Genomic DNA, 11,717 nt, shown 5'->3' on the forward strand with positions numbered 1-11,717 from the left:
TCCATGAGGAAGTTCGTCATCTCTACAATGGTTGGAATTCTTGTGGTCCTTCTGGGGAGCACACTGGTTTTGGCACAGACGCAGACCAAGAAACCTGCTCAGGGGCAGACGAGTTCTGCGTCATCCTCAGGAGCGGTGGCCATCGGGGTGGTGGACATCAACAAGATCTTCGACGCCCATCCTAATACGGCAAAGATTGCCGAACTTGAGAAAAAGATTGCCGAAGAGTTTCAGAAAAGGCAGCAGGAACTGAATGAAAAGGGAAAAGGAAAGACTCGTGAGGAAGTCCAGAAGCTTGAAGAAGAAATGAATGCTGCCTGGGCACCGGTGCGCGATGAAATGCTGAAAGAGCGCCAGGCACTCATTGAAGAGCGTTACGGCGATGTGATCAGTGCCATCCGGAAAGTGGCCGAATCCATGAAGCTCGCCCTGGTTATCCGCAGCGCCCTTCGCATTCCGGTCAACCAGAAAGAGGTCCTGGAAATGCCCCTTGTGCTCTACGGCGGTGTGGACATCACCGACCAGGTTATTCAGGAGCTTCAGAACATTGTGGCTGCGAAGGAGAAGAAGTGAGCTTTTTCCGTCTTGGTGAGCTGGCAGGAATCATTGGGGGTCACCTTTTTGGTGACCCTGATTTTGTCGTCAGGGGCGTTCAGGAGCCTCAGAGAGCTGAAGAAGAGGACTTGATTTTCCTCTTCGATGCCCGTGCTCTTCCTGAGGTGCTCTCGTCCCGGGCAAAGGCAGTCGTTGCGGGAAGAGGGTGCAGAGAGTATCTACCCGAAAAATACGTGATCGAGGTTGACCATCCCCGGATCGCCTTTGCCCAGATTCTCGCCCGTTTCTCCTCCCCTTTCCGTCCTCCCTCTGGTGTCCATCCCCTGGCCTTTGTCCACCCCAGGGCAAGACTTGGTGTTGGGGTGTCGGTGGGGGCTTTCTCGGTTATTGAGGAGGATGCCTCCATAGGGGACAGGACGTGTATTTTCCCCCAGGTGTACATTGGGAAGGGAGTTCAGATTGGCGCTGACTGCCTCATCTATCCCCAGGTGGTTGTACGGGAGTACTGTACCGTGGGGAACAGGGTCATCCTGCACAGCGGTGTTGTGGTGGGAGCGGACGGTTTCGGGTATGAATGGACCGGAGAGCGGTACGAGAAAATCCCCCACGTCGGGACAGTGGTCATTGAGGACGACGTGGAAATTGGAGCGAATACCACCGTGGACCGGGGAACCCTCGGATGTACCCGGATTGGCCGGGGAACGAAGATCGACAACCTGGTCATGGTGGCTCACAACGTCCGTATTGGGGACCACGTCATCATTGTCGCCCAGTCGGGAATTGCTGGAAGCAGCATTCTTGAGGACGGCGTGGTGATGGGTGGGCAAGCAGGGGTAACGGATCATTGCTGGGTTGGGAAGGGAGCAAGGATTGCCGCCCGGGCAGGAGTCACGGCGAAAGTACCACCAGGAGAGATGGTTTCCGGATTTCCTGCTCAGGAGCACCACAAGGAACTGAGGGAACGGGCCCTGATTCGAAGGCTTCCAAAGATGTGGCAGAAAATCGAGGAGCTTGAGGAACGCGTTCGAAAGCTCTTCAAAGAATGAGGATGTTTCCATTGCAGTGCACTATTGGTTGCTCTGTGGTGGTTGAAGGACAGGGTCTCCACAGCGGAAAGGAGGTCCGGGTTACCCTTTTCCCCGGGAAGGTGAATCAGGGGATAGTCTTTCGGGTCCTTTGCGGTGAAAGAAAAGGCGTTATCCCAGCTCTTTTCCCGTACGCAGTTTTGGGGTACCGTTCGACGCTCCTCAAAAACGGAGAGGTCATCGTGGCCACGGTGGAGCACCTTCTTGGGGCGTGCTGGGGTGTGGGGGTGGATAACCTCGAGGTGGTGGTGGAAGGTGAAGAACTCCCTGGAGGAGATGGTAGTGCCCTTCTTTGGCTTCAGGCCTTTGAGAGAGCCGGAATAAAAGAACAGGAGGCTCCCCGGGAGACACTGGTGGTTAATCGGGTGTTCCACGTGCAGCAGGGTACGGGACATCTCTTTGCCTTTCCGGCACAGCATTTTGTGGCCACGTATATCCTCGACTGTACGGAAAAGGGAGAGTTCCTCCAGGGTCTGACGTTCCGGGAGGGGGAGGAACCAACAGGCATCCTGAGAGCCCGGACGTTCGCCTTCCTCTGGGAAGAGGAGAAGCTCAGGAAACTGGGTCTTGGTAAGGGAGTACAGGATGAAGCAGTGCTTCTGGATGTTCTGGGTATGGGGAACAGACCCTTTCGGTTGCCCTCTGAGGCCTGTGCTCACAAGATCCTCGACCTTCTTGGTGATTTGATGCTCCTTGGGAGGAGAGTCCAGGGAGGATTTCTGGGATTGCGTTCGGGACACGCTTTGAATCAGGCCATGGTGAAATTGCTCTGGGAGGCCATGAGGAATGGGGATTGACAGGACAGCACGGATAGACCCGGAAGCGCAAATCGGAACAAACGTTGAAATTGGTCCCTACGTCATTATCCGGGGGAAGGTCCGGGTAGGGGATGGAACCAGGATTGAACCCTTCGCGGTTCTTGAGGGTAAGGTGGAGATTGGTCCCTCCTGTGTGATTGGGCATCACGCTGTCATCGGTACGCCCCCTCAGGATGTTGCTTTCCGGGGGGAGGAGAGCGGGGTCGTCATCGGTGAGGGGACTGTACTTCGGGAATTTGTGACGGTGCACCGGGCAACCGGCGAGGGGAAGGTCACGCACATCGGAAAGTCCTGCTTTATCATGGCGTACTGTCACATTGCCCACAACTGCTTCGTGGGTAACGGGGTGACGATGGCCAACGGAGCAAGCCTTGCCGGATATGTCACCGTTGAGGACTGGGCGACTCTCAGCGGTTTTGTGGGAGTTCATCAGTTCGTGCGGATTGGCAAACTCGCCATGATTGGAGGGCTTTCCAAAGTCGTTATGGATATTCCTCCCTATGTGCTCGCTGATGGTCATCCGGCGAGGATTTTCGGACTCAACAGGGTTGGCATGCGGCGGAGGGGAATTCCCCAGAAGAAGCGGGAGAGTATCGCTCAGGTATATCGTTTCCTTTTTCGCAGCGGCTTGCCCCTTCGAAAGGCCATGGAGGAGATTCAGGGAAAAGGTTTTGACCAGGAGGTGGTGGAGGAGATCCTTGCTTTCCTGCTGCAGACCAGACGGGGTATTACCCGCTGGGTGAGGGAGGAGGCCTGCGACTTTGAGGATACTCCTTCTGGCTGGTGAAGGGATTCTGCCGGTTCTGGTGAAGGAGGAAGCCTCCTGCGCCTTTCAGGTCATCACGGTATCCTGTCGCCTTTTGCGGTTGCACCCCCAGCTTTTTCCGGAATACCTCCTGGAGCGTTTCTCCCTGAATGAACTGGCACAGGTCCTTGCGAAGGAGCGACCTCATGCAGTGTGCTGTGCAGGAAAGGTCCCCAAAGCCTACGTTTTTGCTTCTGAGGTTACGGATATCTCCGGAACAGAGTTTTTCGCTACGTGTCAAAGCCTCCAGGACCGAGATATCCTCGGGAAATTCCTGGAGTTTTTCCGAAAGCAGCACGTGCAGGTGCTCTCTCCCGCGGATTTTCTCAAGAAGTGGATCACCAGGGAAGGGGTGTTCTGTGGGCCCCCGCCTACTGAAGAAGAATGGCATGACGTCCGTTACGGCTTTAGGATTGCCCGATTTCTGGCCGATGAGGAAATTGGCCAGACGGTGGTGGTGAGGCGGGGAACGGTTGTGGCCCTTGAAGGGGCAGAGGGTACCGATGAGACCATCCGGAGGGGACTGGCGCTGGCTCGGGGGGGAGTGGTGGTAAAGGTAGCGCGAAGCAACCAGGACTTTTTCATTGACGTTCCCACGGTTGGCGCTGAAACCGTTCGCCTTCTCGTTGAGGGCGGAGGAAGAGTTCTCGCCCTGGAAAGCGGCCGGACGCTTCTTGTGGACCGGGAAGAGATTCAGGAACTCTCGAAGCGGTCCGGGGTGACCATTCTGGGAATTACCCTGTGAAAAAGAGCCTTTTGCTTTCCTGTGGTGATATATCCGGGGATCTCTGGGCATCGCAGATTGTCTTTCTTCTTCGGGAACGCAGACCAGGGGTAGAAGTTGTGGCCCTGGGAGGAGAGGAAAGCAGGAAAGCGGGTGCCCGTCTTCTTGTCGATACGGTTTCCTACTCAACGGTGGGGCTCTCGGAGGCCCTCCGGGCGCTCTCTTTCTGGAAGAAAACCTGGCGTGAGGCTTCTGCGTTTTTGAGGAAGGAGAAGCCCTCGGTACTTCTGGCCATTGATAATCCGGGTTTTAACCTTCGTCTGGTACGCCTCTGTGCCAGGGAGGGTATACCGGTTGTGTACTTTGCCCCTCCGCAGGTATGGGCCTGGGGGAGATGGCGGGGAAGATTCCTTGCACGGTGTGCCGACCATATTCTGCATCTTTTCCCCTGGGAGGGAAGGTACTTTCTGGGAGGCAGGGCCCATGTCAGCTGGGTGGGGCATCCTCTTGGGGCATGGTGGGGGAAAATCCCTCAGAGGGGTCCGAATCCTCAAACTATCCTCTTTCTCCCCGGAAGCCGGCGGAACGAGATTCTATCGTTCCTCCCCGTTTTGCGGGGGTTCCTCTCTGAATACGGCAGGCATTTCTCCGGATACCGTCTGGTGATTGTTGCCGCCTCTTTTTCGCTTCGTCCACTTCTTGAGGCAGGACGAGGCTCTTTTCCTGTTCAGGTTGTGGACCGAAAGGATTTGTACCCGCTTTTTGAGGATACGGTGCTTGCGGTGTCTTCGTCCGGAACCGTGACGCTTGAGGTTGCTTTAGGGGGTATTCCCCAGATTGTTGTGTACCGGACTTCGTGGGGAACGTTTCTTCTGGGATGCCTCCTGTTTCGGGCTCCCTTTATTGGTCTTCCGAACATCCTGCTCGGGCAGGAAGTTGCCCCGGAGCTCGTTCAGGGGAGGTTTACCCCCACGGAGCTTTTCAGAACCATGGAGAGGTTGCTTGCCGATTCCTCCCTGCCTCAGAGAGCGAAAGGATGGGCTGAAGAAATCGCTCTCCAACTCGGAGATGGGCGGACTTTTGAGCGGGTTGCTGAGGTGGTGGCGCGATACCTTGAATAGGCCACTTCTCCTTGTCACTGTGAATAGCCCCGGAGAAATCGCCTTCTGGCTTTCCCCTTTCCTTGAAGAACTGGAGAAAATCGCTGTCCCTCCTTGTGTCTGGGCTTTCATCCCTCCGTGTCAGTTCCGTTCTGGACGAGAAGAGATGGTGATTCGGAGCCTTCCTCTGGTTGAGAGGGTTTTCAATCCCCAAAAGACGGTTGAGTTCTGCTTTGGAGGGGATCGGGTTACCTTCCCACCCCGGGGTCTTGTGCTTTTCCTTGGAGGAGACCTCTTCTACGCGCGCCTTCTCAAATTCCGGAGTCGTTACCCTCTCTGGGTGTACGATGGGTATCCCCGTCGGTCCTTTGGTGTTGACGTCTACCTTGCCCGTTTCCAGGAGGATCTCCACCGGGTATCCTTCACGAAGAAGATTTTTGTTGGGGATCTCCTGCGGTCTTTTGTGGAACGTTCTGTGGAGACTCTGACCCTGCCTCCGGGATCCCCGCGTTTCCTTTTCCTTCCGGGGAGTCGTTCCTTCGCCTACCAGTATCTCGTGCCTTTCTTCCTCCGTTGCGCGGAGGTCCTTTCCTCCCTCTTCCCGCAAAGCCTTTTTCTCATAGCTTTTCCCCCCTATTATTCTCCCGGGGATGTTTCTTGCTTTCGGGAGCTTTCAGAACGTTTTCTCCCCTTCTTTGGCAAAACCTCAAGCCTCATTGCCGCCTCGGACCTGGTCTTTATGGTTCCTGGATCGAGTAACCTCGAAGTGCTATACCGGAAGAAACGGGGTCTTGTCCTTGTGCCCTTCTTTCAGGAGGCAGCAACCAGGGTCCCGGTAATGGGTGCTGGGGAGTTCTTGGGGAGAATGCCCCTTTGGGGTAAAATAGTGAAGCGGTGGATTCTGAGGAGAATGGTTCGTTCTTCGAGATTCCTGAGCTTGCCGAACCAGATCCTGGGGAAAGCGGTGTTCCCGGAACTTCGGGGAGAGATTACCGTGGAGGGAACTGTTCAGGAAGCCCTTCGGCTTCTTGAGCAGGAGGCACCGGATTTTCCGGAAGAGGTCTTTCCATCCAAAGCGGTGGAGAGACTCGTGGGGCTTGTGATGGAGGAGCTCTATGGCTGAGCGCAAGGGGCATCTTGTGAGGCTTTTTCGTTACCTTGTGCCGTACTGGAGGTACATCCTTGGTGCTCTCCTTCTGGCGTTTCTTGGTGCCTTGCTCAACCTTGCCCTGCCCTGGCTTGTGGAGAAAACCATCGACCGGGCCCTCCTTGAGAAGAATCTGCGACTTTTAGTGTTCATTGCCCTGGGGATTGTGGGAATCTTCTTCGTCAAGGGCGTGGCATCCTATGTTCAGAGCTTCTGGGTTTCCCTTGCCGGCTTTCGAGTCATCACCCGGCTCCGCTCTGAGCTCTATCAGCACCTGCATCATCTCTCCGTGGCCTTTTTCCAGGAGAACCCACCGGGGGAGATCATCTCCCGAATGACCAGCGATATTGCCGTTTTGCAGAACTTTTTCTCCAGTGCCCTTGTGACGATGCTCATGGACCTTTTGCTCTTTTTGGGTTCTGTGGTGTTCCTCTTTTTCATCCACTGGAAACTGGCACTGCTTTCGGTTGTTGTTTTCCCTCTGGTTGGTCTTTGCGTAGATATTCTGGGGAAGCGCATCCGGGGGTTTTCCCATCTTCTCCAAAGCAGGGTGGCTGCTCTGACCTCCCTTGTGGAGCGGACGGTGACAGGCATCAAGGTCATTCAGTCCTATGTTGGTGGCCACTACGAGGTGGAGAAGTTCGAGCGGGAAAACGAAATGAATTTCTACCTTGCCATGAAGCAGGCGAAAGCCAGGGCGCTCTTCAACCCTCTCGTTGAGCTTGTGGCTTCCTGCGGTGTTACGGCGGTCATCTGGTATGGAGGGCGTGAGGTTATCAGGGGTTTCCTCACCCCCGGACAGCTCATTGCCTTTTTGGGGTATCTCGTCATTGCTTCTTCTCCGCTTTCTCGCTTCTCTTCGGGTTTCCAGCTTTTCCAGCAGGGCCTCGCTTCGCTGGAGCGGATTTTTGAATTCCTTGACACCGCACCCTTTGTTGCTGAGGACGAGGACGGTGTGGAACTCCGGGAGTTCAGAGAGCGCATTTCTTTCCGCAACGTTTCTTTCTCCTACAAAGGTGAGAAGATTCTCAGGAACTTTTCTCTGGACATTCGCAAAGGGGAAAAGGTAGGCATTGTCGGCCCAAGCGGTGCTGGAAAAACCACCATCATCAACCTCCTTTTGCGTTTCTACGACCCTGATGAGGGTTGCATTGAGATCGACGGGATAGATATCCGGAAAATCAAGCTCTCGTCGCTTAGGAGCCTCATTGGTGTGGTGCTTCAGGACGCTCTGGTTCTTGGGGGAACGGTCCGGGAGAATATCCTCTATGGGAATCTCAACGCTTCTGAAGAGGATATCCAGAGGGCTTCCCAGAAAGCCCGGGCTCATGAGTTCATCATGCAGCTTGAGCACGGATACGATACCGACGTAGGGGAGGCAGGATGCCGCTTATCGGGAGGACAGAGGCAGCGGATCGCTATTGCCCGGGCCTTCCTCAAGAATTCCCCTATTTTGGTTTTCGATGAGGCAACGTCGAATCTTGACCCTGAGTCAGAACGGTACATTCTTGAAACTATTGCTCAGATTGAGGAGGACAAAACCGTCATCATTGTTGCGCATTCCCTGCGGATGGTGAAAGACCTTGACCGCATTGTCCTTGTAGCCGATGGGGAAGTCCAGGGGGAGGGAACTCACGAAGCACTCCTCCAGTCTCATCCGCTCTATCAGGCGCTCTTTGGATTTGAAGACAGAGCGCTGAGGGAGGCCCTGTAGAGCTCGCGGATCTTTCGCAGGACTGGTCGATAAGCCTCGCTCTGGTAGTCGGGGTACGTGTAGGGGAAAGGACGGAAATCGCCCTTCTCCCATTTGATGGTGGCCTCGGCGTAGATGCCTTGCCCAATGTACACCCGGTGGGAGAAGTTTTTGGTCGTGGCTAGGACAATCTTCCCCCCGTCAAAATACCCGGGGTCAAGGTTGATACGGCGGGGATGTGTGGCATCTGCTGTGGATTTTTCAAGCTCGTTGGTGAAAAGCTTGACTTCAGGAAGAATTCCGGGGTCCACAAGTTCCCGGAAAACAAGGAAAACCCGGAGGAGTCGTTCCCCGATGTCGCGGTAGTAGTCAGTGTACGTGAAGGGGATGGGGTCACTCTGCCATTCGATGTCTCCAAGGCGTTCAGTCAAGCGGGGAAGAAGGTGCACAAGCACCTCAGGGTCTTCGTAGAGCGTGGCGATGAAAAGCTTGACTGGTTGAGGAGGTCGCACTTCGCCCACAGCCATCACCACTTCCATTATACCTGAGAGAGAATCTGGTACAATAGGAGACACACAAGAGGAGGTGGTACCGGTGGCATTCCGATTTGCCCCTTCGGAAATTCTCAGCATGGCTGTAGAGCTTGAGCGAAAGGGTATAGCCTTTTACGAACACCTGAAATCCAGAGCAACCCGGGAGGATGGAAAAACAATGTTCCAGTTCCTCGCCGATGAGGAACGACGGCACCTTGAGACCTTCACCAGGCTCCTTGAGGAGACGGGGGAGACCATTGTCGATGAGAGTGGCGAAGTCTCCCAGTACCTGGGGTCCATTGTGGAGACTGGAGTGCTTTCTAAGGTTCTCAGGGGAGAGGTTTCGGCGGAGCGCATGGGCCTTTCTGAAGCCCTCAGCACTGGTATTCAGGTGGAGAAAGAAAGCATTCTTTTCTACCAGGGGTTTTTGCCCTTTGTCCCCCGGGAGAAACAGCACTGGGTTGAGGAAGTCATTGCTGAGGAAAAGCGGCACTTCCTTCGTCTGGCCAGGCTTAAAGAGGAACTTACTGGGGAGGCAGTATGACCATGGCGCATCGACGCGTCGTTATCCTCGTGGAAAATCAGTACCAGGAACTGGAGCTCTGGTATCCCCTCTTGCGGCTTCGGGAAGAAGGGGTGGAAGCAAAGCTCGTGGGGCCCGGGATTGAGGAAACCTTTCTTGGGCGTCATGGTTTTCCTGCCAAAGCTGAAATGGTCACTTCTTCCGTGTCCCCCAGGGATTTCGACGGTATCATTATTCCCGGGGGGTTTGCTCCTGACTACCTTCGTCGGCTTCCAGTGGTCACGAACCTGGTGCGGGAGATGTACCAGCAGGGGAAACTGATTGGAGCGCTTTCTCGAGGGCCCTGGGTCCTCATCTCGGCGGACATTGTCCGGGGAAAAAGAGTTGCCGGGCTTGTCTCACTCCGGGACGATATCAATAACGCCGGTGGGGAGTTCGTTGATGCACCGGTAGTGGTGGATGGGAATATTATCACCGCCCGTGGGCCGAATGAGCTTCCTCTCTTCATGCGCGAGGTTTTGGCTTTCCTCTGGCGGAGCCGGCCTCGCCTGAACGAGCCCCATCCTGATGGGTGGCTTATCGATGGAGCGGGGAATGTGCTCTCCCTTGCTCAGCTTCTTCGGGGAAAGCCGTCCCTGGTGCTCTTTTTTGATTCTGGTTTTAGCCCCCGGGGGACGACTTTCCTTCCCCGGTACAATGAGTGGGCGGAAAAGGTGGAGAAGAAAGGGGGGCTCTTTATAGGTATCAGCACCGAAAGCATCTTTACCCACCAGGAACTCCAGCGCCGTCTCCACCTTGCCTTTCCTCTTTATAGCGATGTCTTTCTCGAGGTCACCAAGGCCTTTGGGGTTCTGGGGACCAGTGGCCTTGCGGAGTGGGCGGTGGTGCTCATCGATGCGCATGGTGTTCTCCGCTTTGCGGAGCGCTGTCCCGGGGGAGATATTGAAAGTCTCCCCGGTTTTCAGCGGAAATTTGAAAGCCTTTTTGGGTAGGAGGGAGAACATGGCGTTGCTCGAGGACAAAGATCGCAGGACGCTTGAAACGTACCTTGCGGAGCACCTTCTCCACCCGGTCACGCTCCGCTTCTTCACGCAGGAGCTTGAGTGTGAGACATGCCGCGAGGTGCGGATGCTCCTTGAGGAGGTCGTTCGTCTTTCACCGCTTCTGCACCTTGAGGTGCACAACTTCGTCCTGGATCGAGAAGTTGCAGCGGCTTTCCGTATCGACAAAATTCCGGCCTTCACCGTTGAAGGGGAGAAGGATTACGGTATCCGGTTCTTTGGTATTCCTTCAGGTTACGAGTTTTCAGGGTTTATCGAAACCCTGGTCTTTGTCTCGCAGAGGACTACAGACCTCTCGGAAGACACCAAGGCCTTCCTGAAAGCACTGACGAAGGACGTCACCCTTCAGGTGTTTGTGACACCAACCTGTCCCTTCTGTCCTCAGGCGGTTGTCCTGGCTCACAAAATGGCTTTCGAGAGCGATCGGGTTTCCTCCAGCATGGTGGAAATCCTCGAGTTCCCTCACCTGGCATATCGCTACGGCGTGCGAGCGGTCCCGAAAATTGTCCTGAACGAGACCGTTGCTTTAGAGGGGGCTGTCCCGGAGGCTTTTCTGGTGCGGAAAATCATAGAAGTTGCATCGTAAAGGGGGTTTCTCTATGGGACAAACGATGAAGGCTGCAGTGATGAAGGGTATACGGCATATTGAAATCGAAGAGCTCCCCATCCCTGTCCCGAAGGAAGGGGAGGTTCTTATTCGCATCCGGAGTGTCGGAGTGTGCGGTTCGGATGTTCACTACTTTGTGGAAGGTCGTATTGGCGATTTCGTGGTCCAACCCCCGTTCATCCTGGGTCATGAGTGTTCGGGAGAGGTTGTGGAGGTAGGGAAAGGAGTAACGCATCTTAAGCCTGGGGACCGGGTGACCATGGAGCCGGGCATCCCCTGTGGCAGGTGCGATTTTTGCCGCCAGGGGAGGTATAACCTCTGTCCCGAGGTGGTTTTTTGGGCCACGCCACCGGTGAACGGGACTTTCTGTGAGTACGTCGTGCACCCTGCGAACTTCACCTATCCTGTGGATCCCTCGGTGAGCTTCGAGGAGGCAGCACTCGTGGAGCCACTGGCGGTGGGTATGTATGCCGTGCACCGGGCACAGGCAAAGCCCGGGGATGTGGCGCTTGTTCTTGGGAGTGGCCCGATTGGTCTTGTGACTTTACAAGCGTTGCTCTCAAGAGGCGTTACTGAGATTATCGCGGTGGACGTTGTGGAGAAGCGACTCGAGAAGGCCCGGGAACTCGGAGCACGACTTGTCTTAAACGCTGCAAAAGAAGATGTAGAGGAAGAAGTTCGTGCCTTTACCCGGGGAAGGGGTGTTGATCTTGTTTTTGAAACTGCCGGAAGCATCCAGACGGCACAGCTTTCTGTGGAGGTGGCAAAACGGGGCGGAAAAGTCGTCCTTGTGGGTTTGCCCTCGAAGACGCATTTCGATTTTGGCGTCATCAGGATTCTCGATAAAGAGCTCGACGTCCTGGGGGTTTTCCGGTACGCCAACATGTACAAGGGCTGTGTGGACCTTCTCAACGCCCATCGGGTGAATCTCGCAACGCTCGTCACCCATCGCTTTCCCCTGGAAAAAACCCAGGAAGCTTTGCTTTTCGCCCATGAGCACAAGGCCGAATCCATCAAGGTCGTGGTGAACGTTGGGGGTTGACGGGTAGGGTATAATAGAAGAAAG

The 11,717-nt window shown here is 55.2% G+C and carries 13 protein-coding genes; 12 read left to right on the plus strand and 1 reads right to left on the minus strand.

All coding sequences use genetic code 11. From position 1 onward, the window contains the following. Nucleotides 1-3 precede the first annotated feature (3 nt). The 8 genes from ACP6EK_RS06705 to ACP6EK_RS06740 are packed head-to-tail and all read left to right on the plus strand — an operon-like array spanning nt 4 to nt 7,948. The gene (locus ACP6EK_RS06705; RefSeq protein ID WP_438314416.1) at nt 4-573 is read left to right on the plus strand and encodes an OmpH family outer membrane protein; all 570 of its coding nucleotides are present in this window, start codon (nt 4-6) and stop codon (nt 571-573) included. Next, nucleotides 570-1,601 (plus strand): UDP-3-O-(3-hydroxymyristoyl)glucosamine N-acyltransferase, encoded by a 1,032-nt coding sequence (gene lpxD, locus ACP6EK_RS06710; protein WP_438314419.1) that lies wholly within the window; start codon nt 570-572, stop codon nt 1,599-1,601. The genes ACP6EK_RS06705 and lpxD overlap by 4 nt, the downstream gene beginning before the upstream one ends. Nucleotides 1,602-1,612: 11 nt before the next feature. Continuing rightward, nucleotides 1,613-2,437: a UDP-3-O-acyl-N-acetylglucosamine deacetylase gene (locus ACP6EK_RS06715; protein WP_438314422.1), complete on the plus strand. Its 825-nt coding sequence runs from the start codon at nt 1,613-1,615 to the stop codon at nt 2,435-2,437. Further along, complete coding sequence (gene lpxA / locus ACP6EK_RS06720) at nt 2,427-3,245, plus strand: acyl-ACP--UDP-N-acetylglucosamine O-acyltransferase (RefSeq protein WP_438314425.1); 819 nt, start codon at nt 2,427-2,429, stop codon at nt 3,243-3,245. Before ACP6EK_RS06715 ends, lpxA begins: the two co-directional genes overlap by 11 nt. Next, nucleotides 3,220-4,008, plus strand: a complete 789-nt coding sequence (locus ACP6EK_RS06725; RefSeq protein ID WP_438314428.1) for an LpxI family protein — start codon at nt 3,220-3,222, stop codon at nt 4,006-4,008. The genes lpxA and ACP6EK_RS06725 overlap by 26 nt, the downstream gene beginning before the upstream one ends. Then, nucleotides 4,005-5,108: a lipid-A-disaccharide synthase gene (locus ACP6EK_RS06730; RefSeq protein WP_438314431.1), complete on the plus strand. Its 1,104-nt coding sequence runs from the start codon at nt 4,005-4,007 to the stop codon at nt 5,106-5,108. The genes ACP6EK_RS06725 and ACP6EK_RS06730 overlap by 4 nt, the downstream gene beginning before the upstream one ends. After that, nucleotides 5,101-6,210 (plus strand): hypothetical protein, encoded by a 1,110-nt coding sequence (locus ACP6EK_RS06735; RefSeq protein WP_438314433.1) that lies wholly within the window; start codon nt 5,101-5,103, stop codon nt 6,208-6,210. The genes ACP6EK_RS06730 and ACP6EK_RS06735 overlap by 8 nt, the downstream gene beginning before the upstream one ends. Continuing rightward, a complete protein-coding gene (locus ACP6EK_RS06740; RefSeq protein ID WP_438314436.1) occupies nt 6,203-7,948 on the plus strand; it encodes an ABC transporter ATP-binding protein in 1,746 nt (581 codons plus the stop codon). The genes ACP6EK_RS06735 and ACP6EK_RS06740 overlap by 8 nt, the downstream gene beginning before the upstream one ends. Here the strand turns inward: ACP6EK_RS06740 and ACP6EK_RS06745 are convergent. Further along, nucleotides 7,900-8,454 carry a DUF4416 family protein gene (locus ACP6EK_RS06745; protein WP_438314439.1) on the minus strand — a complete coding sequence of 185 codons (555 nt, stop codon included), beginning with the start codon at nt 8,452-8,454 and terminating at the stop codon, nt 7,900-7,902. The genes ACP6EK_RS06740 and ACP6EK_RS06745 overlap by 49 nt on opposite strands. A 67-nt stretch (nt 8,455-8,521) precedes the next feature. Here ACP6EK_RS06745 and ACP6EK_RS06750 point away from each other — a divergent pair, with 67 nt between their 5' ends. The 4 genes from ACP6EK_RS06750 to ACP6EK_RS06765 are packed head-to-tail and all read left to right on the plus strand — an operon-like array spanning nt 8,522 to nt 11,693. Next, a complete protein-coding gene (locus tag ACP6EK_RS06750; protein ID WP_438314442.1) occupies nt 8,522-9,004 on the plus strand; it encodes a ferritin family protein in 483 nt (160 codons plus the stop codon). A gap of 2 nt (nt 9,005-9,006) precedes the next feature. Continuing rightward, on the plus strand, nt 9,007-9,975 hold the full coding sequence (locus ACP6EK_RS06755) for a DJ-1/PfpI/YhbO family deglycase/protease (RefSeq protein WP_438314445.1): 969 nt from the start codon (nt 9,007-9,009) through the stop codon (nt 9,973-9,975). Between the two features lie 10 nt (nt 9,976-9,985). Continuing rightward, on the plus strand, nt 9,986-10,630 hold the full coding sequence (pdo, locus tag ACP6EK_RS06760; protein WP_438314448.1) for a protein disulfide oxidoreductase: 645 nt from the start codon (nt 9,986-9,988) through the stop codon (nt 10,628-10,630). A gap of 13 nt (nt 10,631-10,643) precedes the next feature. Beyond that, nucleotides 10,644-11,693, plus strand: a complete 1,050-nt coding sequence (locus ACP6EK_RS06765) for an NAD(P)-dependent alcohol dehydrogenase (RefSeq protein WP_438314451.1) — start codon at nt 10,644-10,646, stop codon at nt 11,691-11,693. The last annotated feature ends 24 nt before the right edge of the window (nt 11,694-11,717 follow it).

The organism is Candidatus Caldatribacterium sp. SIUC1 (assembly GCF_051549785.1).
Taxonomy (GTDB): domain Bacteria; phylum Atribacterota; class Atribacteria; order Atribacterales; family Caldatribacteriaceae; genus Caldatribacterium.